General features: G+C 68.3%; 24 protein-coding genes. 16 read left to right on the top strand and 8 right to left on the bottom strand.

Annotated elements, in window-relative coordinates:
* Window positions 1–61: 61 nt before the first annotated feature.
* Window positions 62–1,102 carry an LLM class F420-dependent oxidoreductase gene (locus tag HUN07_RS04515; RefSeq protein WP_174908194.1) on the bottom strand — a complete coding sequence of 347 codons (1,041 nt, stop codon included), beginning with the start codon at window positions 1,100–1,102 and terminating at the stop codon, window positions 62–64.
* A gap of 106 nt (window positions 1,103–1,208) precedes the next feature.
* Here HUN07_RS04515 and HUN07_RS04510 point away from each other — a divergent pair, with 106 nt between their 5' ends.
* From HUN07_RS04510 to HUN07_RS04490, 5 genes are read left to right on the top strand one after another with little or no spacing between them, the layout of a single operon-like run.
* Entirely contained in the window at window positions 1,209–2,165 is a 957-nt protein-coding gene (locus tag HUN07_RS04510) for a Zn-ribbon domain-containing OB-fold protein (RefSeq protein ID WP_114724607.1), read from the top strand.
* A 14-nt stretch (window positions 2,166–2,179) separates the two neighbouring features.
* Window positions 2,180–3,244 (top strand): thiolase domain-containing protein, encoded by a 1,065-nt coding sequence (locus HUN07_RS04505; RefSeq protein WP_174908193.1) that lies wholly within the window; start codon window positions 2,180–2,182, stop codon window positions 3,242–3,244.
* Window position 3,245: 1 nt separating this feature from the next.
* A complete protein-coding gene (locus HUN07_RS04500) occupies window positions 3,246–4,421 on the top strand; it encodes a thiolase domain-containing protein (protein WP_174908191.1) in 1,176 nt (391 codons plus the stop codon).
* 12 nt (window positions 4,422–4,433) lie between these two features.
* On the top strand, window positions 4,434–5,297 hold the full coding sequence (locus tag HUN07_RS04495; protein WP_114724604.1) for a TIGR03619 family F420-dependent LLM class oxidoreductase: 864 nt from the start codon (window positions 4,434–4,436) through the stop codon (window positions 5,295–5,297).
* Window positions 5,298–5,311: 14 nt separating this feature from the next.
* On the top strand, window positions 5,312–5,749 hold the full coding sequence (locus tag HUN07_RS04490; protein ID WP_114724603.1) for a nuclear transport factor 2 family protein: 438 nt from the start codon (window positions 5,312–5,314) through the stop codon (window positions 5,747–5,749).
* Window positions 5,750–5,991: 242 nt separating this feature from the next.
* On the opposite strand, the gene HUN07_RS04485 is transcribed toward HUN07_RS04490, so the two are convergent.
* On the bottom strand, window positions 5,992–7,245 hold the full coding sequence (locus tag HUN07_RS04485; protein ID WP_114724602.1) for a cytochrome P450: 1,254 nt from the start codon (window positions 7,243–7,245) through the stop codon (window positions 5,992–5,994).
* A gap of 174 nt (window positions 7,246–7,419) precedes the next feature.
* Here HUN07_RS04485 and HUN07_RS04480 point away from each other — a divergent pair, with 174 nt between their 5' ends.
* The 3 genes from HUN07_RS04480 (at window position 7,420) to HUN07_RS04470 (ending at window position 9,827) form a co-directional block, all read left to right on the top strand.
* Window positions 7,420–8,583, top strand: coding sequence for a steroid 3-ketoacyl-CoA thiolase (locus tag HUN07_RS04480; RefSeq protein ID WP_174908189.1), 1,164 nt, complete (start codon window positions 7,420–7,422; stop codon window positions 8,581–8,583).
* A 7-nt stretch (window positions 8,584–8,590) separates the two neighbouring features.
* Window positions 8,591–9,055 carry a nitroreductase family deazaflavin-dependent oxidoreductase gene (locus tag HUN07_RS04475; RefSeq protein WP_114723601.1) on the top strand — a complete coding sequence of 155 codons (465 nt, stop codon included), beginning with the start codon at window positions 8,591–8,593 and terminating at the stop codon, window positions 9,053–9,055.
* A 100-nt stretch (window positions 9,056–9,155) separates the two neighbouring features.
* On the top strand, window positions 9,156–9,827 hold the full coding sequence (locus HUN07_RS04470) for a GNAT family N-acetyltransferase (protein WP_114723693.1): 672 nt from the start codon (window positions 9,156–9,158) through the stop codon (window positions 9,825–9,827).
* Window positions 9,828–9,901: 74 nt separating this feature from the next.
* Here HUN07_RS04470 and HUN07_RS04465 read toward each other — a convergent pair whose 3' ends face one another.
* Together HUN07_RS04465 and HUN07_RS04460 are read right to left on the bottom strand one after the other, a co-directional pair.
* A complete protein-coding gene (locus HUN07_RS04465; RefSeq protein WP_114723602.1) occupies window positions 9,902–10,816 on the bottom strand; it encodes an SDR family oxidoreductase in 915 nt (304 codons plus the stop codon).
* Window positions 10,817–10,826: 10 nt separating this feature from the next.
* A complete protein-coding gene (locus HUN07_RS04460) occupies window positions 10,827–11,606 on the bottom strand; it encodes an SDR family oxidoreductase (protein ID WP_174908187.1) in 780 nt (259 codons plus the stop codon).
* A gap of 97 nt (window positions 11,607–11,703) precedes the next feature.
* Between HUN07_RS04460 and echA20 the strand changes: the two genes are divergently transcribed.
* Genes echA20 through HUN07_RS04440 form a run of 4 tightly spaced genes read left to right on the top strand, consistent with a single transcriptional unit; the run spans window position 11,704 to window position 15,186 of the window.
* Window positions 11,704–12,489, top strand: coding sequence for a (7aS)-7a-methyl-1,5-dioxo-2,3,5,6,7,7a-hexahydro-1H-indene-carboxyl-CoA hydrolase (gene echA20 / locus HUN07_RS04455; protein ID WP_114723603.1), 786 nt, complete (start codon window positions 11,704–11,706; stop codon window positions 12,487–12,489).
* Window positions 12,489–13,379 (top strand): CoA transferase subunit A, encoded by an 891-nt coding sequence (locus HUN07_RS04450; RefSeq protein ID WP_174908185.1) that lies wholly within the window; start codon window positions 12,489–12,491, stop codon window positions 13,377–13,379. The genes echA20 and HUN07_RS04450 overlap by 1 nt, the downstream gene beginning before the upstream one ends.
* Window positions 13,376–14,125 (top strand): CoA-transferase subunit beta, encoded by a 750-nt coding sequence (locus HUN07_RS04445; RefSeq protein ID WP_174908183.1) that lies wholly within the window; start codon window positions 13,376–13,378, stop codon window positions 14,123–14,125. Before HUN07_RS04450 ends, HUN07_RS04445 begins: the two co-directional genes overlap by 4 nt.
* Window positions 14,122–15,186 carry an NAD(P)H-dependent flavin oxidoreductase gene (locus tag HUN07_RS04440; RefSeq protein WP_174908181.1) on the top strand — a complete coding sequence of 355 codons (1,065 nt, stop codon included), beginning with the start codon at window positions 14,122–14,124 and terminating at the stop codon, window positions 15,184–15,186. Before HUN07_RS04445 ends, HUN07_RS04440 begins: the two co-directional genes overlap by 4 nt.
* 66 nt (window positions 15,187–15,252) lie before the next feature.
* On the opposite strand, the gene HUN07_RS04435 is transcribed toward HUN07_RS04440, so the two are convergent.
* From HUN07_RS04435 to HUN07_RS04425, 3 genes are read right to left on the bottom strand one after another with little or no spacing between them, the layout of a single operon-like run.
* Entirely contained in the window at window positions 15,253–16,026 is a 774-nt protein-coding gene (locus HUN07_RS04435; RefSeq protein ID WP_114723607.1) for a hypothetical protein, read from the bottom strand.
* Entirely contained in the window at window positions 16,023–16,931 is a 909-nt protein-coding gene (locus HUN07_RS04430; RefSeq protein ID WP_174908180.1) for a hypothetical protein, read from the bottom strand. The genes HUN07_RS04435 and HUN07_RS04430 overlap by 4 nt, the downstream gene beginning before the upstream one ends.
* A 55-nt stretch (window positions 16,932–16,986) precedes the next feature.
* Window positions 16,987–18,135 carry a hypothetical protein gene (locus tag HUN07_RS04425; protein WP_114723609.1) on the bottom strand — a complete coding sequence of 383 codons (1,149 nt, stop codon included), beginning with the start codon at window positions 18,133–18,135 and terminating at the stop codon, window positions 16,987–16,989.
* Window positions 18,136–18,456: 321 nt separating this feature from the next.
* Between HUN07_RS04425 and HUN07_RS04420 the strand changes: the two genes are divergently transcribed.
* Window positions 18,457–19,503, top strand: coding sequence for a GlxA family transcriptional regulator (locus HUN07_RS04420; protein WP_174908178.1), 1,047 nt, complete (start codon window positions 18,457–18,459; stop codon window positions 19,501–19,503).
* Window positions 19,504–19,538: 35 nt separating this feature from the next.
* Window positions 19,539–20,354, top strand: a complete 816-nt coding sequence (locus HUN07_RS04415; RefSeq protein WP_174908176.1) for a dienelactone hydrolase family protein — start codon at window positions 19,539–19,541, stop codon at window positions 20,352–20,354.
* A gap of 3 nt (window positions 20,355–20,357) precedes the next feature.
* Here the strand turns inward: HUN07_RS04415 and HUN07_RS04410 are convergent, their stop codons facing one another.
* Entirely contained in the window at window positions 20,358–20,645 is a 288-nt protein-coding gene (locus tag HUN07_RS04410) for a DUF2277 domain-containing protein (RefSeq protein ID WP_114723612.1), read from the bottom strand.
* Window positions 20,646–20,748: 103 nt separating this feature from the next.
* On the opposite strand from HUN07_RS04410, the gene HUN07_RS04405 reads away from it, so the two are divergent.
* Both HUN07_RS04405 and HUN07_RS04400 read left to right on the top strand, forming a co-directional pair.
* The gene (locus HUN07_RS04405) at window positions 20,749–22,152 is read left to right on the top strand and encodes a cytochrome P450 (RefSeq protein WP_114723613.1); all 1,404 of its coding nucleotides are present in this window, start codon (window positions 20,749–20,751) and stop codon (window positions 22,150–22,152) included.
* A gap of 93 nt (window positions 22,153–22,245) precedes the next feature.
* Window positions 22,246–23,166 carry a bile acid:sodium symporter family protein gene (locus tag HUN07_RS04400; RefSeq protein WP_174908174.1) on the top strand — a complete coding sequence of 307 codons (921 nt, stop codon included), beginning with the start codon at window positions 22,246–22,248 and terminating at the stop codon, window positions 23,164–23,166.
* The last annotated feature ends 7 nt before the right edge of the window (window positions 23,167–23,173 follow it).

The raw sequence follows: 23,173 nt of genomic DNA, 5'->3' as shown, positions 1-23,173 counted from the left end.
AAACGGCGCGGGCCGTGAAGGAAATCCCTTCACGGCCCGCGCCGTTCGCGTTCCGGATCTGTCAGGCGGTGCCGACCGCGGCAGCCAACTCACGCATGTGCGAGGTGCTGCGGCAGGTCACCAGCAGCATCGTCACACCCGCGTCCTCCCACTGCTTGACCTGCGTGCGCACCTCGTCGATGTTGCCGATGATCATTGTGTCCGTGACCATCTCGTCGGGCACGATCGAGGCGGCCTCCTCCTTGCGGCCCGACAGGAACAGCTTGCCGATCTCCTTGACCTCCTCGCCGTAGCCCATCCGGGTGTAGACCTGCGCGTGGAAGTTCAGTTCGGGTGCGCCCATCCCGCCGACGTACAGAGCGGTGATCGGCTTGAGCTTCGCGATCTCGGCGGCGCGGTCGTCGGTGACGACCACCTGGCAGGTCGCGGCGACCTCGAAATCCTCACGGCTGCGCCGAGCACCGGGCCGCGCGAATCCCTCGTCGAGCCACTCGTTGTACATCGGCGCCAGTCGCGGCGTGTAGTAGATCGCGAGCCAACCGTCGGCGATCTCGGCGGTCATCGCGACGTTCTTGGGCCCCTCGGCACCGAGCCAGATCGGCAGGTCCGCGCGCAGCGGGTGGGTGATGGGCTTGAGCGGCTTGCCCAGCCCCATCGAGCCGGCACCGGCGTACGGCAACGGATAGTGCGGCCCGTCGTTGCGTACCGCGGCCTCACGCGCGAGGACCTGACGCACGATCGAGACGTACTCCCGGGTGCGTGCGAGCGGCTTCTTGAACGGCTGGCCGTACCAGCCCTCGACGACCTGCGGGCCCGAGACGCCCAGTCCGAGGATCGCGCGGCCCCCGGACAGGTGGTCGAGCGTCAGTGCGTGCATCGCGCAGTTGGTCGGCGTCCGCGCCGACATCTGCGCGACCGAGGTTCCGAGCCGGATGCGCTCCGTGCTCGAGCCCCACCAGGCGAGCGGCGTGAAGGCGTCGTTACCCCACGATTCGGCGGAGAACACGGCGTCGAATCCCGACGCGTCGGCCTCGTTCACGAGTTCCTGCGCGTTGGCCGGCGGTTGCGCACCCCAGTATCCGAGTTGTAACCCGAGCTTCATTGCCTGCCTCCGTGTTTTCCCATATCCGCAGTGACTCTTGCCACAGTAATAAGAACCTGTTCTACTCGAATCCGTGACCCAAGGAAAGACAGCGAGCAAGAGCGGAGTGGCCGAGCAGCCACTGAGAGCACCACTTAATCTGAAATTCGACTACACCCGATCGGTGGGCCCGACCATCGGTGCCTTCGTGACAGCGCTTCGAGACCGAAAGGTCATCGGCGCCCGCGGATCCGACGGCCGCGTGCACGTGCCGCCGCCGGAGTTCGACCCGGTGACCCACGATCCGATGACCGATTTCGTCGACGTCGCCGACACCGGCAGCGTCGTGAGCTGGTCGTGGATGGCCGAGCCCATCGAGGGTCAGCCCCTGACGCACCCGTTCGCGTGGGCCCTGGTGAAGCTCGACGGCGCGGACACCTCGATCCTGCACGCCGTCGACGCCGGCTCCCCCGACGCGATGAGCACCGGCATGCGGGTGCGGGTGCGTTGGGCCGACGAGCGCAGCGGACGCATCCAGGACATCGCGTGCTTCGAACCCGGCGAGAGCGACTCCGACTCCGCCGCAACCGGTTCCGGCGGCGAGCCGGTCACGATGATCACCACCCCGATCGACCTGCACTACACGCACACCGCGTCGCTCGAGGAGACCTACTACCTGCGCGGCCTGATGGAGGGCAAGATCATCGGCGGCCGCACCGACGCGAACGGCAAGGTGTACGTCCCGCCGCGCGGTGCCAACCCGACCGACGGCGCCCCCACCAAGGAACAGGTCGAGGTGTCCGACAAGGGCACCATCACCACGTTCTGCATCGTCAACGTGCCGTTCCTGGGCCAGCAGATCAAGCCGCCGTACGTCGCGGCCTACGTGCTGCTCGACGGCGCCGACATCCCGTTCCTGCACCTGATCCTCGACGTCGACGCGTCCGAGGTCCGGATGGGCATGCGCGTCGAGGCCGTGTGGCGGCCGAAGGAGGAGTGGGAGTACTCGCTCAAGAACATCTCCCACTTCCGCCCCAGCGGTGAGCCGGACGCGGAATACGACACCTACAAGCACCACCTCTAGGAGCCTCGAGAACCATGACAGACATTGCAGTCGTCGGCTTCGCACAGGCCCCCCATGTGCGCGAGACCACCGGCACCACCAACGGTGTCGAGATGTTGGTCCCCTGCTTCCAGGAGATGTACTCCGAGCTCGGAATCACCAAGTCCGACATCGACTTCTGGTGCTCCGGCTCGTCCGACTACCTGGCCGGCCGCTCCTTCTCGTTCATCTCCGCGATCGACTCGATCGGCGCCGTGCCGCCGATCAACGAGTCGCACGTCGAGATGGATGCCGCGTGGGCGCTCTACGAGGCCTGGGTCAAACTGATGACCGGTGAGGTCGAGACCGCCCTCGTGTACGGCTTCGGCAAGTCGTCCGCCGGCAACCTCCGACAGATCCTGTCCATGCAGATGGACCCGTACCTCGTGACCCCGCTGTGGCCGGACTCGGTCTCGGTCGCGGGCCTGCAGGCCCGTCTGGGCCTCGACGCCGGCAAGTGGACCGCCGAGGACATGGCCCGGGTCGCGCAGCGCAACCGCGCGTCGGCCATGAGCAACCCCAACGCGCAGATCTCCGGTGACGTCGACATCGAGACGCTGCTGGCGTCCGAGTACGTCGCCGACCCGCTGCGCACGCACGACTGCGCGCCGATCACCGACGGTGCGGCCGCGATCATCCTGGCCCGCGGCGACCGTGCCCGCGAGCTGCGCGAGCGGCCGGCCTGGATCACCGGGATCGAGCACCGCATCGACTCCCCCAGCCTCGGATCGCGCGACCTGACGACGTCCCCGTCCACCGCCGCCGCGGCCCGTGCCGCGACCGGCGGCAACGTCTCGAACCTCGACATCGCCGAGCTGCACGCCCCGTTCACGCACCAGGAGATCATCCTGCGCGAGGCGATCGGCCTGACCGACGCCACCACCGTCAACCCGTCGGGCGGCCCGCTTACCGGCAACCCGATGTTCGCGGGCGGTCTCGAGCGCATCGGCTACGCGGCCCGACAGATCTTCAGCGGTGACGCGCAGCGCGTCCTCGCCCACGCCACCAGTGGCCCTGTGCTGCAGCAGAACCTGGTCGCCGTCATGGAAGGACGCAACTGATATGGCCAAGCAACTCGCCGCGGTCCTCGGCACCGGTCAGACCTACTACGTCGCCAAGCGTCACGACGTCACGATGGCCGGCATGACCCGCGAGGCGGTCGACCGCGCGATGGCCGACGCCCACGTCGGCTGGGACGACATCGACGCCATCGTCATCGGCAAGGCCCCCGACCTGTTCGAGGGTTCGATGATGCCTGAACTGGCGATGTCGGATGCGTTGGGCGCCAACGGTAAACCGCTGCTGCGCGTGCACACCGCCGGATCGGTCGGTGCGTCGACGGGCAACGTCGCGGCCAGCCTGGTGCAGGCCGGCGTGCACAAGCGGGTGCTCGCGGTGTCGTGGGAGAAGCAGTCCGAGTCCAACGCAATGTGGGCGCTGTCCACCCCGGTGCCGTTCACGATGCCGGTCGGCGCGGGCGCGGGCGGCTTCTTCGCACCGCACGTGCGCTCGTACATCCGCCGCTCGGGCGCCCCCGACCACATCGGCGCGATGGTCGCCGTCAAGGACCGCCGCAACGGCGCGTTGAACCCGTACGCGCACCTCAAGCAGCCCGACATCACCATCGAGTCGGTGCAGGCGTCCCAGATGCTGTGGGACCCCATCCGGTACGACGAGACCTGCCCCTCGTCGGACGGCGCCTGCGCCATCGTCATCGGCAATGAAGACGCCGCCGAAGCTGTCCTGGCGGAAGGCCGCAAGGTGGCGTGGATCCACGCGACCGCGATGCGCACCGAGCCGCTGGCGTACGCCGGCCGCAACGTCGCCAACCCGCAGGCCGGCCGCGACGCCGCGGCCGCACTGTGGAAGGCCGCGGGCATCACCGACCCGCTCACCGAGATCGACGCGGCCGAGATCTACGTACCGTTCTCGTGGTTCGAGCCGATGTGGCTCGAGAATCTCGGGTTCGTGCCGGAGGGCCAGGGCTGGAAGTTCACCGAGGCCGGCGAGACCGCGCTCGGCGGCCAGCTGCCCGTCAACGCGTCGGGCGGAGTCCTCTCGTCCAATCCGATCGGCGCGTCCGGCATGATCCGCTACGCCGAGTCCGCGATGCAGGTCATGGAGCGCGCCGGTGACCACCAGGTCGACGGCGCACGCAAGGCCTTCGGCCACGCCTACGGTGGCGGCTCGCAGTACTTCGCGATGTGGGTGGTCAGTTCCGACCGTCCGACCAACTAGAAGGGTAACGCCATGAAGTTCACCGTCGGCATCGCAATGAGCCCGCTCGACCAGCTCACCGCGCTCGCCCAGACCGCCGAGGAGTGCGGGTTCTCGAACATCGCGCTGCCCGACTCACTGTTCTTCATGGAGACGGCGGCAGCGGACTACCCCTACACTCCCGACGGTTCCCGGATGTGGAACGAGGAGACACCGTGGGTGGATCCACTGATCGCCGCCGCCGCCATGGGCGCGGTCACGAGCACGATCGGCTTCTATACGAACGTGCTCAAACTCGGCTCCCGCAATCCCCTGCTGCTCGCGCGGCAGGTCGGTTCGGTCGCGAACCTCACCGGCAACCGGTTCGGCTTCGGTGTCGGAATCGGCTGGGCGCCGGAGGAGTTCGAGTGGTGCGGCGCTCCCTACAAGAAGCGCGGCGCCCGCGTCGACGAGATGATCGAGATCATCAAGATGGTGCTGGCCGGTGGCATGGTCGAGTACCACGGTGAGTTCTTCGACTTCGGCCGCCTGCAGATCAGCCCGGCACCGAGCAAGCCGGTGCCGTTCTACGTGGGTGGCCACACCGATGTCGCGCTGCGCCGCGCCGCGCGCATCGGTGACGGCTGGACGTCGGCGATGATGAAGTTCGACGATCTGGTGGCAACGATGGCCCGTCTGAAGGAGCTCCGTGCCGAATACGGCCGGGCCGAGGAGCCTTTCGAGATCCAGGCGGTGTGCATCGACCGATTCGGCAAGGACGGCTACGCCCAGATGGCCGACGCCGGCATCACCGACAACATCGTCGTCCCGTGGATCTTCGACGGCCTCGGCTTCGACGCACCGCTCGAGGCCAAGCAGGACTCGCTGCGCAAGTTCGCCGATCAGTACATCAAGTAGGGAGGGAGCAGCACGTGAGCACACAGGCCGGTACCGAATCGTCCACCGCCGAGCATCCCGCACGGATCGCGGCACGCGCGTCGCAGTCCGCCGCGAGCGGCAAGCGCAAGGAAGAGTGGCTGGATCTGTTCGCCGAGGACGGCTGGGTCGAGGATCCGGTCGGTCCGTCGGGGTTCGATCCGGAGGGCAAGGGTCATCATGGGCGCGAGGCGATCTCGAAGTTCTACGACATGACCATCGCCAACACCGACTCGCTCGAGTTCATCGTCAAGGACTCGTTGGTGTGCGGTGACGAGAACGTCAACATCGGCTTCATCCGCTCGGTGATCGCCGGCAACCAGGTGGACGCCGAGGGAGTCTTCATCTACCGCGTGAACGCGGCGGGCAAGCTGCAGTCGCTGCGGGCCTTCTGGGAGGTCGACCGGGCCATGAAGACGTTGAAGAAGGTCTGATTCACCGAAACGACGACAGTTCCCGAAAAGCGATGGGGCGGTTACCGGATCCGGTAACCGCCCCATTCTCGTGTGCGCGCTGCCGTGTACCCACCACCGGGACCGGCACACCCGCCCCACCCACGAAACCCTCCTACACACAAAGCAGTAGCGTCAGCGAGGGATGAGGGATCTCGCTGACGCTACTGCGTCCGTGTGGCCCGACTTGGTGTTCCGCTCGAGCCGGAGGGAGAGATTCGAACCTAGTGGGAGACCGGGCAACCCGAGGTCTTGTAGTCGACCTGGTACTCCTTGATGCCGTTGAGCCAGCCGGACCGCAGGCGGCGGGTGTCGCCGGCCTCGGTGATGTCCGGGAGGACGTCGGCGATCGCGTTGAAGATCAACTCGATCTCCATGCGAGCGAGGTTGGCACCCAGGCAGTAGTGGGCACCGGTGCCACCGAACGACAGGTGCGGGTTCGGGTCACGCGTGATGTCGAACGTGTGCGGGTTCTCGAACACGTCCTCGTCGAAGTTGGCCGAGACGTAGCTCATCACCACGCGCTGACCCTTCTTGATCGCGACGCCGCCGATCTCGGTGTCCGCGAGCGCGGTGCGCTGGAACGACGCGACCGGGGTGGCCCAGCGGATGATCTCGTCGGCCATGGTCTTCGGACGTTCCTTCTTGAACAGCTCCCACTGGTCGGGGTTGTCCATGAAGGCCTTCATGCCGTGCGTGGTCGCGTTGCGGGTGGTCTCGTTACCGGCCACCGCGAGCACGATCACGAAGAAGCCGAACTCCTCCGGGCTGAGCACGTCGCCGTCGACGTCCGCCTCGATGAGCGTGGTGACGATGTCGGTGCCCGGATTCTCCTTGCGGGCCTCGGCCATCTGGTACGCGTACCCGAGGATCTCCATCGACGCGGCCGCCGGATCGACGTCGGCGAACTCGGGATCGTCGTACGAGGTCATCTGGTTGGACCACTCGAAGACCTTGCCGCGGTCCTCCTGCGGCACACCGATGAGTTCGGCGATGGCCTGCAGCGGCAGCTCCGCCGCGACCTGGGTGACGAAGTCGCCACTACCCTCCGCAGCGGCGGCCTTGACGATGGCCTCGGCGCGGGACTTCAGTTCGGCCTTGAGCCCGTTGATCGCGCGGGGCGTGAAGCCGCGGGCGACGAGCTTGCGCAGCTTGGTGTGCTCCGGCGCGTCCTTGTTCAGCAGGACGAACCGCTGCAGCTCGATGGCCTCACGCTGCATGTCGTCCGCGAACCGCGGAATCGCGGTGTTCTCCCACGTGGAGAACACGTCGCTGCGCTGCGAGACGTCCCGGATGTCCTCGTGCCGGGTGACCAGCCAGTAGCCACCGTCGTTGAAGCCACCGACGCCGTCCGGCTGGTCGACCCAGTAGACCGGCTGAGTCTTGCGGACCTCGGCAAGCTCCTCGACGGGGATACGGTGTGCGTAGATGTCAGGATCCGTAAAGTCGAACCCTGCGGGAATATTGGGCTGCGCCACTGCTGTCTCCTGCCCTCGCGGTCAGCCCGCGAAGTGATGTGTAACACGTTCTACATGCATTGAATCACAGAGCGCCGATCAGGGAAAGACTAGGCAAATATCTGCCGCAGGACCCCTTGCCCTGTCGGGAGAACCTGTTCTACTTTTCGAAGAAGAGAGTGAAAGGAGCCCGCCGTGGGCACACCAGTAATCGTCGAGGCAGTTCGCACACCGATCGGGAAGCGCGGTGGCTGGTTGTCGGGCCTGCACGCGGCCGAGATCCTCGGTGCCGCACAAAAGGGAATCGTCGATCGCGCGGGGATCGATCCGGTACTGGTCGAACAGGTCATCGGCGGCTGTGTCACGCAGGCCGGCGCGCAGTCCAACAACGTCACCCGCACCGCGTGGCTCGCCGCGGGCCTGCCGTGGCAGACCGGCGCCACCACCATCGACTGCCAGTGCGGTTCCGCGCAGCAGGCCAACCACCTCATCGCGGGTCTCATCGCGACCGGCGCCATCGACATCGGCGTCGCGTGCGGCGTCGAGGCGATGAGCCAGGTTCCGTTGGGCGCCAACGTCGGCACCGAGGCCGGGCCGCGCCGTCCCGCGTCGTGGGACATCGACATGCCCAACCAGTTCGACGCCGCCGAACGCATCGCGAAGCGCCGTGGCCTGACCCGTGACGACATCGAGGCCCTCGGTGTCCGCTCGCAGGCGCTCGCGAAGCAGGCGTGGGCCGAGGGTCGCTTCGACCGCGAGATCGTCCCGGTGACCGCACCGGTCATCGGCGAGGACAAGCAGCCGACGTCCGAGATGAACGTCGTCAGCCGCGACCAGGGCCTGCGCGACACCACCGCGGAGTCGCTCGCGAAGCTCGAGCCGGTCCTCGAGGGCGGCATCCACACCGCCGGCACGTCGTCGCAGATCTCCGACGGCGCCGCCGCGGTCATGCTCATGGACGAGGACCGCGCCCGCGCGCTCGGCCTCAAGCCCCGTGCCCGCATCGTCACCCAGGCCCTCGTCGGCGCCGAGCCCGAGTACCACCTCGACGGCCCCGTACAGGCCACCGCGCGGGTGCTCGAGAAGGCCGGCATGAAGATCGGCGATCTGGACCTGTTCGAGGTCAACGAGGCGTTCGCGTCGGTCGCCCTGTCCTGGGCCCAGGTCCACGGCCCCGACATGGACAAGGTCAACGTCAACGGCGGCGCGCTCGCGCTCGGACATCCCGTGGGCAGCACCGGTTCTCGCCTGATCACCACCGCGCTGCACGAACTCGAGCGCCGCGACGGCTCGACCGCCCTGATCACGATGTGCGCGGGCGGCGCACTCGCGACGGGCACCATCATCGAGCGGATCTGACGCCACGATGAAGCGCCCACCGTTGCTCGATACGCAGTTCACCCGATCCCTCGTCAAGTGGATGTCGAAAACGAACGTCGTCGTGTACCGGGTCACGGGTGGGCGCATCGGCGGCAAGTGGCGGATCGGCAGCGCCGCGAAGCACGGCCTGCCGATCTGCCTGCTCACCACCACCGGACGCAAGACCGGCGAGCCACGGGTGACCCCCCTGGTGTTCCTCGAGGATGACGACCGCATCGTCCTCGTCGCCTCGCAGGGCGGCCAGCCGATGAACCCGATGTGGTACCTGAACCTGAAGGCCGACCCGAAAGTGACGATCCAGATCCGTTCACAGGTACGCAATCTGGTAGCCCGTGTCGCCGACGACGACGAGCGCGCGCAGCTGTGGCCGAAGCTGCTGGCGATGTATCCCGAGTTCGATGATTACCAGGCCTGGACCGATCGGCAGATCCCCGTCGTCGTCTGCGAATAGCGCGCGGCACTCCCCCGCAGGCGCACAGACGGGAATAATGAGGGTCGACGCCCGGCACATCGGCGCCGGGACCCCCGTTCTCGAGGAGGAATGTCGCACCATGACAGTGAAGAACCACGACCAGGTGATCGACCGGCGCGAGATCGCTTCGGCCCTGCTGAAGGCACTCGACCGTCGTCACGAGGTCCTGGACGCAATCGTCGAGAGCAAGGACCGTGCCGCCGCCGTCGCGGCCGTCCGTGACCTGCTCGAGACGTCCGACTTCTGCGCCGAGGCCGTGCTGAACCTGCGTTTCGACCGGCTGACGGTCACGGAACGCGACCGGATCCGCACCGAGCTCGAGGACCTCGACGCCACCCTGCAGTGGCTGCCCGAGCAGCGTCCGTTCAGCACCGGCGCCGGAGTTCGCTTGCGCCCCTTCACCGATTCGGACGGGGACACCGACCTGTTCCGCAAGCGGTCCGCCGAGCGCTTCGACGACTCGGGCGCGCCGTGGAGCCCGGACCGCGTCGAGCAGGAGCGTCGGGACGGGCTCGAGCGCATCGACGACGAGTCGGCAGGGTGGTTCGTCGCGGAATGCACGACCGGCGACGAGCCCAGCAGTGTCGGCCTGGTGTTCGGCGAGCTCACCGGCAACGAGGTGGACGTCGCGGTCTGGGTGGCGCCCGACGCCCGCAAGCAGGGTTACGGGACCGCGGCGCTCAAGCAGGCGCGCAGCGAACTCGCCGCCTACTTCCCCGGCACGGTCCTGATCATCCGTACCCCGGCATAAACACGCCGAAACGCGAAAACCGCCCGTGCGCATCGAGCGCACGGGCGGTTTTCGTCAGGCGAGAATGCCGCTGCTCAGGCTCCGTAGACCGGGGTGGGGGTCTCGGCCTTCTCGAGCAGGTCGGCGACGACCGGTCCGAGCTCCTTCGGGTCCCAGCGGTCACCCTTGTCCTGGGTGGGGCCGTGGCGCCAGCCCTCGGCGACGGTAATCTTGCCGCCCTCGACCTCGAACACGCGGCCGGTGACGTTCTTCGCCTCGGCGCTGCCCAGCCACACGACCAGCGGGGAGATGTTCTCCGGCGCCATCGCGTCGAAGCCCTCCTCCGGAGCGGCCATCGCCTCGGCCATCGCGCCACCGGCGCCGACGGTCATGCGGGTACGGGCCGCGGGGGCGATCGCGTTGACGGAGACGCCGTAGTTCTTCAGCTCGGCGGCAGCCTGGATCGTCATCTCAGCGATGCCGGCCTTGGCCGCGGCGTAGTTGCCCTGGCCGATGGAGCCCTGCAGGCCCGCACCCGAGCTGGTGTTGATGATGCGGGCGTCCACCGGGCGCCCGGCCTTGGACTCGGCACGCCAGTACGCGGCGGCGTGGCGCAGCGGGGCGAAGTGGCCCTTGAGGTGCACGCGGATGACCGCGTCCCACTCTTCCTCGCTCATGCCGACAAGCATGCGGTCACGCAGGAAGCCCGCATTGTTGACCAGGATGTCCAGTCCACCGAACGTGTCGATAGCCGTCTGGATCAGGTTCTGGGCACCCTCCCACGACGCGACGTCGTCGCCGTTGACGACGGCCTCGCCGCCGGCGGCCTTGATCTCGGCGACAACCTGCTCGGCAGGGGTCTCGCCGGTGTTGGAGCCGTCGCCGCCGACACCGATGTCGTTGACGACGACCTTGGCGCCCTCCGCCGCGAAGGCCAGCGCGTGCGCGCGACCGATTCCACGGCCGGCGCCGGTGATGATGACGACTCGGCCGTCAAGCAATCCGCTCACTTGATTCTCCTTAAGTTGTTGCCGCGGCCAGGAAGGCCGGGCGCTCGCCGCCGCCGTGGACGGTAAGGGTCGAACCGCTGACGTAGGCCGCCAACGGTGATGCCAGGAATGTCGCACAGTTGCCGATGTCCTCGGGCAATGCCATCCGACCCAGCGGGACGGTGGCGCCGACGGCGTCGATGCCGGCCTCGTCGCCGTAGTGCAGGTGGCTCAGCTCGGTCTGCACGAGGCCGACGACGATCGAATTGACCCGCACCTTGGGCGCCCACTCGACGGACAGGCTGGCCGCGAGCGAGTCGATGCCCGCCTTCGCGGCGCCGTACGCCGCGGTGCCCGGGGAGGGTCGGCTGCCGCTGACGCTGGAGATCATCACGATCGACCCACCGTCCTCCTGCTTCTGCATGATCGCGTTCGCGATCTGCGAGATCAGCAGCGGAGCGAGGAGGTTCAGCTCGACGATCTTCGAGTGGAACTTGGGGCTCGCGTCGGCGGCCATCGCGAACGGGGCGCCACCGGCATTGTTCACGACAGTGTCGAGCCGGCCGTACTTCGCAACGATCTGATCGATCATCGACTGCACCTGGTCCGCGTCGCGCACGTCGCACGGGATGAAGTCGATGCTGCGCAGTTCGCCTCCGGGACCCGCGACCTCGACGGGTTCGTCGGCCGGGCGACGCGCGCACGTCACCACCGTCGCGCCCGCACGCATGAAGGACCGGCTGATGCCGGCCCCGATTCCGCGCACTCCGCCGGTCACCAGCACGACCTTGCCTTCGAGACCGAGATCCACGTTCATCCTCCCTGAAGCGGCACGAGTCATTCGCACCCGTCTGTGATAACTTACCAAGCAATCGCTTGGTTCGGTCAACAGACGTAAGGAACATGCCATGGGCATCACTTCGACCTCGGACGGTGCCGGGATCACCACGGTCACCGTCGACTACCCGCCCGTGAATGCCATCCCCTCGAAGGGCTGGTTCGAGTTGGCCGACGCCATCCTCGAAGCGGGCAAGGATCCCAGCACGCACGTGGTGATCCTGCGCGCCGAGGGACGCGGCTTCAACGCCGGCGTCGACATCAAGGAAATGCAGGCCACCGAGGGTCACGGCGCGCTCATCGACGCCAACCGCGGCTGCGCCGCAGCCTTCTCCGCGGTCTACGACTGCGAGGTGCCCGTCGTGGTCGCCGTCAACGGCTTCTGCGTCGGCGGTGGCATCGGCCTGGTCGGCAACGCGGACGTCATCGTCGCGTCCGACGATGCGATCTTCGGCCTGCCCGAGGTGGACCGCGGCGCACTCGGTGCGGCCACGCACCTCGCCCGCCTGGTCCCCCAGCACATGATGCGCACGCTGTACTACACGGCCAAGAACGTCGACGCCCAGACGCTCAAGCACTTCGGTTCCGTGTACGACGTGGTCCCGCGCGCCGAGCTCGACGCATGCGCGCTGAAGATCGCCGGCGAGATCGCCGCCAAGGACACCCGAGTGATCCGCCGCGCCAAGGAAGCGATCAACCGCATCGACGTGATGGACGTGCACACCAGCTACCGGATCGAGCAGGGCTTCACGTTCGAGCTCAACCTCGCCGGCGTCGCCGACGAGCACCGCGACGAGTTCGTCGCCACGGGCAAGCCGAAGTCGAACACCACCGCACCCAAGGGAGACAGCAAGTAATGGCTGAGAAGCGCGACAAGCGCCGCTCACTGGATGAGGCCGTCGCCGGCATCCAGAGCGGGATGACCATCGGCATCGGCGGCTGGGGCTCGCGGCGCAAGCCGATGGCACTGGTGCGCGCGCTGCTGCGGAGCGACGTCAAGGACCTGACCGTCGTCGGGTACCTCGGCCCGGACCTCGGTCTGCTGATCTCCGCGGGCAAGGTCAAGCGCGCCTACTACGGCTTCGTGTCCCTGGACTCGGCGCCGTTCTACGACCCCTGGTTCGCACAGGCCCGCGTCGCCGGGACCATCGAGTCTCGCGAGATGGACGAGGGCATGGTCAAGGCCGGCCTGCAGGCCGCCGCCGCGCGCCTGCCGTTCATGCCGATCCGTGCCGGCCTCGGCTCGGATGCGCAGACCGTCTGGGGCGACGAGCTCAAGACCGTCGCATCCCCGTACCCGCATGCCGACGGCCGCATCGAGTCCCTCATCGCGATGCCCGCGCTGAACCTCGACGCCGCCCTGGTCCACCTGGACCTGGCCGACGAGCGCGGCAACGCCGCCTACACCGGCGTCGACCCCTACTTCGACGACCTGTTCTGCCTCGCGGCCGAGCAGCGCATCCTCAGCGTCGACAAGATCGTCTCGACCGAGGAACTCGTCAAGTCCGTCCCGCATCAGGCCCTGATCCTGAACCGCGCGATGGTCGACACCGTCACCGAGGCCCCGGGCGGCGCGCACTTCACCTTCGCCGGCGAGTACAAGCGCGACGAGAAGTTCCAGCGCCACTACGCCGAGTCCGCCAAGACCCCCGAGGCGTGGCAGGCCTTCGCCGACACCTACCTGTCCGGCAGCGAGGACGACTACCAGGCCGCCGTGCGCAAGTTCGCAGAGGAGCAGAAGTCATGACCGAGGTAACCCGCGCGGAGTACTGCGCCATCGCGTGCGCCGAGTTGTTCGCCGACGCCGGCGAGATCTTCGCCTCCCCCATGGCGACGCTGCCGCTGATCGGTGCCCGCCTGGCCAAGCTCACCACCGAGCCGGACCTGATCATCACCGACGGTGAGGCCCTGATCCTGGCCGACGCACCGGCCATCGGCGCGAGCGCGCCGATCGAGGGTTACATCCCGTTCTCCAAGGTGTTCGACGTGGTCGCATCCGGCCGTCGCCACGTGGTGATGGGCGCGAACCAGATCGACAAGTTCGGCAACCAGAACCTCTCCGCGTTCGGCCCGCTGGACAAGCCGACCCGCCAGATGTTCGGCCTGCGCGGCGCCCCCGGCAACACCATCAACCACGCCACCAGCTACTGGGTGGGCAAGCACTCCACCCGCGTGTTCGCCGAGCAGGTCGACGTGGTGTGCGGCGTCGGCTACGACAAGGTGGACCCGGAGAACCCGGCGTTCCGCTTCCTGAAGAACCACCAGGTGGTCACCAACCTCGGTGTGTTCGACTTCCAGGGCCCGAACCAGACGATGCGTGCGGTGAGCCTGCACCCCGGCGTCACCGCCGAGGACGTCAAGGCCAACACCTCCTTCGAGATCGCGGGCCTGGCCGAGGCCGGCATCACCCGCGAGCCCACCGCCGAGGAGCTGCGCCTGATCCGCGAGGTCATCGATCCGAAGAGCCTGCGTGACCGCGAGGTCTCGGCGTGACCGCCGTGCTGAAGACGCCGTTCACCGAGCTGGTCGGTGTCGAGCATCCGATCGTGCAGACGGGTATGGGCTGGGTGTCCGGCCCGCGCCTCACCGCGGCCACCGCCAACGCGGGCGGCCTCGGCATCCTCGCCTCGGCGACGATGACCTACGAGGAGCTCGAGGCAGCGGTCCTCAAGACCAAGCAGCTGACGGACAAGCCGTTCGGCGTCAACATGCGCGCCGACGCGTCGGACGCCTCGAAGCGCTGCGATCTGCTGATCCGCGAGGGCGTCAAGGTCGCCTCGTTCGCGTTGGCGCCCAAGAAGGAACTGATCGCCAAGCTCAAGGACAACGGGATCGTCGTGATCCCGTCGATCGGTGCCGCCAAGCACGCCGTGAAGGTCGCCTCGTGGGGCGCCGACGCTGTGATCGTGCAGGGCGGTGAGGGCGGCGGCCACACCGGCGGAGTCGCGACGACGCTGCTGCTGCCGTCCGTGCTCGACGCAGTCGACATCCCGGTTGTCGCCGGCGGCGGCTTCTTCGACGGTCGCGGCCTGGCCGCGGCGCTGTCTTACGGTGCCGCGGGCGTCGCGATGGGCACCCGGTTCCTGCTCACGAGCGATTCGGCGGTGCCGGACTCGGTCAAGCAGGAGTACCTCAAGCGCAGCCTGACGGACACCACGGTGTCGGTGAAGGTCGACGGCATGCCGCACCGCGTGCTCAACACCGAACTGGTCAATGCACTCGAGAAGTCCAGCTACGCAAAGGGACTCGTTGCGGCCACCAAGAATGCCATGAAGTTCAAGGCGATGACGGGCATGAAGTGGTCCACGCTCGCCAAGGACGGACTCGCCATGAAGAAGTCGGGCGACCGCACGTGGCAGCAGATCATCATGGCCGCCAACACCCCGATGCTGCTCAAGGCCGGTCTGGTCGAGGGCAACACGGAGGCCGGTGTGCTCGCGTCCGGTCAGGTGGTCGGCATGATCGACGACCTGCCCAGCTGCCAGGAACTGATCGACCGCATCATGGCCGACGCCACGGCGCGCATCGATGCACTTGGAGACCTCAAGGCCTGATCGGCCGGCCTCCAGCTGAAGGGACCCATCATGCGCCACCAGCGCGTGAAGGGTCCCTTCGTCCGTTCAGGCGAGTTCCTCGCTCGCCTCCCCCGGCTGCTCCGGCCGGGAGAACAGTCCGCCGAGCACGTCCAGGACGTCGGTCCAGGCGTCGATCGTCGAGGTCGCCAGACGGCGGTGGTCGATGACTCCGGGCTGCGCGAGGGCCGCGTCGAAGGGCACCTCGACGAATCCTGCGATCCGCGGTGACAGTGCGTCCCGGATCGGCCCCAGATCGACTGGCGCGTCGGGCATCTGGTGCGAGACGACGACGGTGGTGCCGCCGAGCACCTGCGCACCGTACGTCGACATCACCCAGGTGAGGGCGTCACGCATCCGGCTCAGCGGTTCGGAACGAGCGGGCGCGACCACCACCAGTGCCGCACCGGAGCGGATCAGTGGCGCCAGTCGCGGCGAGCGCAGCGCGGTACCGACGTCGTGGACGCGAGCGCTGTGCCGGGCCGCGAGCAGCTCGTCGACGATCGCGGGGTCGCTCGCCTGCGCGTTGCCGCTGCCCACCACCACCACACCGGCGGACGTGAGCGCCATGCGCGACTCGAGCTGCCGGATCGATCGGGCGGGATCGACAGCGCCGAATCCGGCACGCGCGAGGAGGTTTCCGCCGTCGCTGGTCGCGTCGACCGCCGAGACGTCCTTGCCGGTACCGAGGCGGAGCGCAGTGGCCAACCCGTACACCGTCGTGGTGGTCGCGGCCCCACCCGATCCGGCGACCACCATCGCGGACACCCGCTCCGGCTCGGGCACCCTGGGGGTGCGGCGCAGCGAGACCACGTTGTTCATCGCAGGTCCTCCACCTTGGCGATCTTGAATCCCGCCGGCGACGGTGCGACCGTGACACGTTGGCGGATCACGCCGTCCGAACCGGTCGGCGACCGCAATCCCAGATCGACCTCGAATACGTTCGGGTCGGCGGTGGGGACGACGGTGACGCAGTGCTCGGTACCGAGCGGAACCTCGTCGATCCACTTCTGGATGTCCGGAACGGCGTTGGGCGTCACCATCAGTGACGCGACCCTGGCGCCGTCGCGGTCGACGTAGTACGCGTGGTCGAACGCCCTGATCGCGCCCGGGCCGTCGTCGACACTTCCCGGTCCGCGACCGACGCTCCGCCCGTCGGCGACAGAATCCGCACACCACCCGGCGGACTGCGCCGGCGCCACCGCGACCGTCGTGTCCGCCGCCGCCGACGACGACGCCGCAGTGGAGCCGGCGACGGGATTCGGCGAGCCCGCGATCGCGTCGCTTGCGCCGCGGAACCCGACGATCGTCGCGGTCGCAGCGATGACGAGGAGCGCGGCGGCGCCGCCACCGATCAGCAGCGGCTTCCTCTTCGCGGACGGCTTCTCCGCCGGTGACTCCGCCGGGGCGGTCACCAGCCACGTCGGCAACTGGTCGAACTCGGCGACCGGTTCAGGTACAGCGTCGGACTCGGGCGGTTCGATGGGCTCGGGTACGGCGAGCGATTCGGCGGTTGTGGCCGACTCGGGAGTTGCAACAGGCTCGGCGACCACGGCGGGCTCGGGCGCCGGGTGCGCCTGCCCCGAGGGGCGCCCGAGGTCCGGTTCGGACGGAACCGGCAGCGCCGCAATCTCTTCGGTCACCGGGCGTTCGGGGACCGACTCCGTCCCGTAGTGCTCGGTGACGTCCGGGAACAGCGAATTGTCCGCTCGGTTGTCCGTCGCCATATGTCCTCCCCGAAGTCGACGGATGGGGCGGACACCGGTCCGCCCCACCCGTGGCTCATGCCTGGATGCCGCCCCCGACGGCTCCACTGATCATGTTCGCGGCAACGCCGAGTGACGACTCGGCGACGAATGTGGTGAGCGCCCCGTCGATCTGGTCGAGCACCTGCGAGCCGCCGGGCCGCGCGGCCACGAAATCACGTGCCTGACGGTCGATTCCGGGTGCGGCGTTCACGACGTCCCGCACGGCCGACGCGGTGGCCCCGCCGATCGGCGTGGTCTCCCACTGCGCGAGGGTCTCCTGCGTCTGCGCCGTGACCGCGGGCTGGTCGACGTCGTTGAAGTAGCTACGCACCTCGGCAGGCAGCTCCTGCGGCTCGCCGAGATCACCAGTGCCGATGGTGGTTCCCGCGATAACACCAGTCACAGCGCCCGGCACAGCGCCGAGCACTCCGCCGACGGCAGCACCGATCGCGGTGCCGGCCACACCGTTGGTGACGAAGACGACCTGCCCACCTGGAATGAGCAGATCGGTTCCGCCCCACATTCCTGCTCCGATGCCGCCGCCAATCGTCCCGCCGACCAGCGCGCCGACAACACCCGTCCCGATCGCGCCCGCCGCACCCATACCCAATTGTGCCGCCGCCAACCGGTTCGCGCGCGTGGTCTCGACGCCCAGCGAGCGCCAGAACGTCGACACCTCGGCCTCGATGACGGCGGACGTGTTGTTGGTGCGCGCGAGGTCACCGTCGGTGATCCAGTTGGGCTGCGGCGTGTGGAAGGTACCCAGGCGCAGGGTTTCGCGCGGCGCGATGATCGGCGCGGTCGGCTCGACATACGTCGGCAGGTGCAGGTCCTCGAACTGGACGGGCGCCACGTAGTAGTTGTCGGGCGCGTTGTAGGTGTTCGTGTCGTAGTCGTAGTTGTCGAGCGGCTGGTACTCGATGTTCTGGTACTGGGCCGGGGGCTCCACCCAGTAGACCGGCTCCGGCTGCGCGGGCGCGGACGTGACGCCGCCCTGCGACGACGGTCCGGAGGTGACGCCGCCCTGCGTCTGCGGAGCGGAGGTGACACCGCCCTGCGACGGCAACTGGTCCGGCGCAGCCGACGCCGCGCCCGATGCCGCCACGACCACTGCGGCCGCGGCGGAGGGAACCAACGCCACCCGAGCGATCGTCCTCGCCCGGCTCTTGCGGTGCTTACCCATCTGTGAAACCCCCTAGTGATATGTCGAGCTGACTCGAGTCTGAGACGTCGCGGATGATCAGGCCTGGAAGAACCGCAGGCCGGCGGGCGCGAGGTACACCGATGTCGTGGCCGGGTATGTCTCGGAGATCGCGGGCGCCGACGCTGCCCACACACGATCGTGGGCACACACGTGCCCGTTCGTCCCCCTCGGCAACAAAGCCGCCCCCATCGCGAAAGTCCTCCCCCACCGACCCGATGCCCCCGGTCGGTCCTTTGCATTGGGCAATATAACAGGGGTTCAGGGTGACTTCGGTACACCCCTGGAGACGGGACGGGAAGCATGCGGATCGGGATCCTCGCCTACGACGGCTGCCTCGCGGCCGAGATCTTCCTCTTCTCCGATCTGCTGCTCATCGCGAACCGCGTAGCGCGGGAAACGGGTGTTGCGTCGGAGGATCCGTTCCAGGTGTCGGTCATCGCTTCGTCGGCATCCCCTGTCACGGCAGCCGGCGGATTCCCGATCGGGGCGCAGGCGTGGCACCACGACTTCGACCGCCTGGTCGTGCCGGGTTTCGAGCTCGCGCCGTCGGCGGATCTCGACGCCCGACTGTCCGGCCTGAGCCGCGAGACCGCGTTCCTGCGCGCCGCCGAGGCCCGAGGCACTCGTATCGCATCGGTGTGTGTCGGAGCGTTCCTACTCGGGGAGGCCGACCTGTTGGACGGGCGTCGGTGCACCACGTCGTGGCTGTTTTCTTCACAACTCGCCCAACGGTATCCACGCGCGAGCGTTCGCGGCGAGGCGCTGATCGTGGATGACGACCGCGTCACCACGACGGCGGCGTTCAGTGCCGCTCTCGATCTCGCGACGGTCATCATCCGCGAGCATCTCGGCGACGACGTCGCCCGGGCCACGGCCCGCATCACCCTCGTCGCCGAGAACCGCTCGAGCCAAGCGCCGTACATCGTCGAATCGATGCTCCCGCCGCGCCGCGGGCAGTTCGTCGAGGACGTCGGCCGATGGCTGGTCGAACACCTGGCAGACCCCTACGACCTGCCTCGTCTCGCGGCGGCGTTTCACGTCAGCACCCGAACGATGTTGCGGCGGTTCGGTGCCGAGGCCGACGAGTCGCCACTGTCATTCCTGCGGCGGGCGCGGGTCCGCGCCGCCAAACGGCTGTTGGAGACGACGGACCGGCCGTTGGAGGAGATCGTGAGCCTCGTCGGCTATCGGGACGCCGGCACGTTCCGTCGACTGTTCGTCGAGCAGGTGGGTGTCAGCGCCGCCGACTACCGCCGACGGTTCCGCGCCGACACGCGAGGTGGCGAGAATGCCCCCGAACGTGGCGATCGCGCCTCTCGTCCCGTCGACGCGGCGAGGAGAGACTGATCTCGTTCGCACACACGGGATGAGGAGGTACGGCGGTGCCGCACCGGAGCATGAACGTCGACGATCCCCTCGAGGACTTCACGCGTCGGCAGATCGACCTCGAAGGCGTGACGAAGGTGGTGCACGTGGCCGGCGCGGGACCGGCGGTGATCGTCATGCCGGAGATGCCGGGGATCAGCCCGCACGTGGCCCGCTTCGCCCGGTGGGTGCGGGACGCGGGCTTCACCGTGTACCTGCCGTCGCTGTTCGGTCGCGACGGCGCGGTGCCCACCGTCGACGAGGGCACCGCAGTGTTACGGCGGGCGTGCGTCAGCGCGGAGTTCCGCGCGTTCGCGGCGGACGAGCAGAGTCCGGTGACCGTGTGGCTGCGGTCCCTCGCCAGGCTCGCCCACGCGGAATGCGGCGGCCCGGGCGTCGGGGCGATCGGAATGTGTTTCACGGGCAACTTCGCGCTGACGATGATGCTCGAGCCCGCGATGCTCGCGCCGGTCCTGTCACAGCCGTCGCTCCCGCTCGACGATCCTGACGCAACGGCCAGTCCCGCAGATGAGCTCGCCGCCGTTCGGAAACGTCTCGACAACGACGATCTGACGGTGCTGGCCTACCGGTTCCGGGGCGATCGATTCTGCCGGGCGCAGCGGTTCGCGGCGTACGCCGAGGCGCTGGGCGACCGCTTCGTCGCGCGCGAACTTCCCGACGAGGCGGCCAATCCGGCGACCTCGCCGTTCTTCGAGCACGTGATCGGGAGCCCGCACAGCGTGGTGACGGCCCACCTGATCGACGACGCGGGCCAGCCCACGATCGCGGCCCGCGACGAGATCCTGGCGTTCTTCGCCCACCGTCTCAGCTGACGGTCAGGATCCCGCGGCCGCACCCTTCGCCGCCGCCATCCGCGCCCGCACCTCGGGCCGGCGCAGGGGCGGCACCGTCGGGGGCGGCTGCTTGCGCGGCGGCAGCGCCCCGAGCAGTTCCGCCGTGGTCGCGGTGACCTCCTCGACGGCCCGCTCGAACGCGGCGCGGTTGGCGTCGGACAGCTTGTGGATGCCGCTGACCTTCCGGACGTACTGTCGGGCGGCAGCCTCGATTTCCTCGGGGGTGGCGGCCGGCTCGAGCCCTCGCAGCTCAGTGATGTTTCGGCACATGCCTCGAACGGTAATCCCGCGTCCGGCCGCGCAAAAGGCTGTTCCCCGGTCCGGTTACCGCGTACTTTCGGTATCAGACACCGGACGGTCGAACGGGGGCGGGATGCGCGTCGAGGAGAACCTGGAAACCGCAGCGACGGCCGTCCCGCATCCGCCCCGGCGCCTTCCTCTGCTCGGCGACGTCCTGGGCGTCTCGCTGCACACCCCGGTGCAGGACTCGATGAGGATCGGTCGACAGCTGGGGCCGATCTTCGAGCGCAACGCGCTCGGGCACCGCTTCGTGTTCGTCTCGGGCGCCGACATGGTCGCGGAACTGTCCGACGAGTCGCGCTTCGCGAAGAACGTCGCACCCGGGATCGCGGAACTGCGCGGCATCGGCGGCGACGGCCTGTTCACCGCCTACAACGAGGAACCCAACTGGGGCAGGGCGCACAACCTGCTGCGGCCGGCATTCACCCAGTCTGCGATGCGGTCGTACCACGACATCATGGTGCAGGTGGCCGACGAGCTCACCGAGCACTGGGACGGCCTCGCCGGCGGCGCACCGGTGGACGTCTCGTCGGACATGACGAAGCTGACGCTCGAGACGATCGGACGGACCGGCTTCAGTTACTCGTTCGATTCGTTCCGCCGCGAGCGGCCGCACCCGTTCGTGGAGGCGATGGTCCGCGCCCTCACACACGCGCAGCGCCGGACGTTCCGGGCCGTTCCGGTCCTCGGGAAGGCTCTCTACCGCAGGTCCGATCGACAGAACGCCGCCGACACCGCGTACCTGGCCGACGTGGTGGACGAGGTGATCCGCAGCCGCCGCGACACCGCTGCGGCCGGCCCGGAGGACCTGCTCGAGATCATGCTCCGCGCTGCCCGCGAGGACGATCCGAACCGCCTCGACGACGTCAACATCCGCCACCAGGTGGTGACGTTCCTCGTCGCCGGGCACGAAACCACTTCGGGCGCGCTGTCGTTCGCGTTGTACTACCTGGCCCACAACCCCGACGTCCTGGCGAAGGCCCGCGCCGAGGTGGACGCCGTGTGGGGCGACGAGACGCCGCCGTTCGAGAAGGTCGCAAAGCTGCGCTACGTCCGACGTGTGCTCGACGAGACACTGCGACTGTGGCCCACCGCGCCCGGCTACGCGCGGGAGGCCCGTGAGGACACCGTGCTGGGCGGCCGCTACCCGATGCGGGCCGGCGACTGGGTGCTGGTGCTGATCCCGTCGCTGCACCGCGATCCTTCATGGGGCGACGATCCGGAACGCTTCGACCCGGACCGATTCGCCCCCGATAATGTTCGCGGCCGGGCACCGCACATCTACAAGCCGTTCGGAACCGGTGAACGCGCCTGTATCGGACGGCAATTCGCACTGCACGAGGCGGTCCTCGTGCTGGGCACGATCCTGCGCCGCTACGACTTCTCCGCCGACCCCGACTACCAGTTGCGCATCCAGGAGCGACTGACACTGATGCCTACGGGGTTCACGCTGTCGCTGCGGCGGCGTCGAGACTGATTCCGCCAGTATCTATTCGGGCATTTCGCCCACCCGCGCAGTGCAGTGTCGTTACCGTTCGCGTCACATCCGCACACCAGAACGGCGAACAACATGGACTCAGCCCTGGCCACGGTGGCCCTGCCGGCCGCCCTCGCGATCATCATGTTCGGCCTCGGCCTGTCGCTGACGGTCGCCGACTTCGCCCGCGTCGCACGACATCCCCGCGTCGTGACGATCGCTCTCGCCTGCCAGCTGCTGATTCTGCCGGCGGTGGCGTTCGGACTCGTGCTGCTGTTCGACCTGCCGCCGCTGCTCGCGGTCGGCATGATGGTGCTCGCGGCCTCCCCCGGCGGCACCACCGCCAATCTCTTCAGCCACCTCTACCGCGGCGACGTCGCCCTCAACATCACACTGACGGCGGTCAATTCGGTGATCGCCGTCGTGACGCTGCCACTCATCACGAATTTCGCGCTCGGCCACTTCGACCCCGATGACACCGGCACGTCGATGGGCCTCGACTTCACCAAGATCCTGCAGGTGTTCGCGATCGTGCTGATCCCCGTCGCGATCGGCATGCTCGTGCGTGCCAAGCGCGAGGACTTCGCGCAGCGGATGGACCGCCCGGTCCGGATCGCGTCGGCCCTCGTCCTGGTGCTCGTCATCGTCGGCACCATCGCGGCCGAGCGGGAGAACGTGCCGTCGTATCTCGCGGACGTCGGCGTGATCACGATCCTGTTCTGCCTCATCAGTCTCGCCGTGGGCTACTGGATCCCGAAACTGCTCAGCGTCGGGCAGCGTCAGGCGATCGCGTGCTCGATGGAGATCGGCGTCCACAACAGCACCCTGGCGATCGCGATCTCCATCAGCGTCCTCGACAGCGTCGACATCGCGATCCCCGCCGCCGTGTACGGCGTCGTGATGTTCCCACTGGCCGCGGCCGTCGGCTGGCTGATCAGTCGCGGCACGCAGGCCGGGACGACGGATGCCGTCTCGGTTCAGGATCGAACCGAGAGGGCCTCCGAGGCAGGCTGACACAACG

Source organism: Rhodococcus sp. W8901, assembly GCF_013348805.1.
Lineage (GTDB): Bacteria > Actinomycetota > Actinomycetes > Mycobacteriales > Mycobacteriaceae > Prescottella.
The sequence above is the reverse complement of the archived record's forward strand: the minus strand, read 5'-3'. Positions and strand labels throughout refer to the sequence as shown.

Coding starts and splice junctions, on each gene's coding strand:
- HUN07_RS04445 (WP_174908183.1), top strand. CDS start 13,376: ATGACCGAGGTAACCCGCGCGGAGTACTGCGCCATCGCGTGCGCCGAG.
- echA20 (WP_114723603.1), top strand. CDS start 11,704: ATGGGCATCACTTCGACCTCGGACGGTGCCGGGATCACCACGGTCACC.
- HUN07_RS04425 (WP_114723609.1), bottom strand. CDS start 18,135: ATGGGTAAGCACCGCAAGAGCCGGGCGAGGACGATCGCTCGGGTGGCG.
- HUN07_RS04410 (WP_114723612.1), bottom strand. CDS start 20,645: ATGTGCCGAAACATCACTGAGCTGCGAGGGCTCGAGCCGGCCGCCACC.
- HUN07_RS04495 (WP_114724604.1), top strand. CDS start 4,434: ATGAAGTTCACCGTCGGCATCGCAATGAGCCCGCTCGACCAGCTCACC.
- HUN07_RS04420 (WP_174908178.1), top strand. CDS start 18,457: ATGCGGATCGGGATCCTCGCCTACGACGGCTGCCTCGCGGCCGAGATC.
- HUN07_RS04450 (WP_174908185.1), top strand. CDS start 12,489: ATGGCTGAGAAGCGCGACAAGCGCCGCTCACTGGATGAGGCCGTCGCC.
- HUN07_RS04435 (WP_114723607.1), bottom strand. CDS start 16,026: ATGAACAACGTGGTCTCGCTGCGCCGCACCCCCAGGGTGCCCGAGCCG.
- HUN07_RS04430 (WP_174908180.1), bottom strand. CDS start 16,931: ATGGCGACGGACAACCGAGCGGACAATTCGCTGTTCCCGGACGTCACC.
- HUN07_RS04515 (WP_174908194.1), bottom strand. CDS start 1,102: ATGAAGCTCGGGTTACAACTCGGATACTGGGGTGCGCAACCGCCGGCC.
- HUN07_RS04470 (WP_114723693.1), top strand. CDS start 9,156: ATGACAGTGAAGAACCACGACCAGGTGATCGACCGGCGCGAGATCGCT.
- HUN07_RS04500 (WP_174908191.1), top strand. CDS start 3,246: ATGGCCAAGCAACTCGCCGCGGTCCTCGGCACCGGTCAGACCTACTAC.
- HUN07_RS04405 (WP_114723613.1), top strand. CDS start 20,749: ATGCGCGTCGAGGAGAACCTGGAAACCGCAGCGACGGCCGTCCCGCAT.
- HUN07_RS04400 (WP_174908174.1), top strand. CDS start 22,246: ATGGACTCAGCCCTGGCCACGGTGGCCCTGCCGGCCGCCCTCGCGATC.
- HUN07_RS04475 (WP_114723601.1), top strand. CDS start 8,591: ATGAAGCGCCCACCGTTGCTCGATACGCAGTTCACCCGATCCCTCGTC.
- HUN07_RS04505 (WP_174908193.1), top strand. CDS start 2,180: ATGACAGACATTGCAGTCGTCGGCTTCGCACAGGCCCCCCATGTGCGC.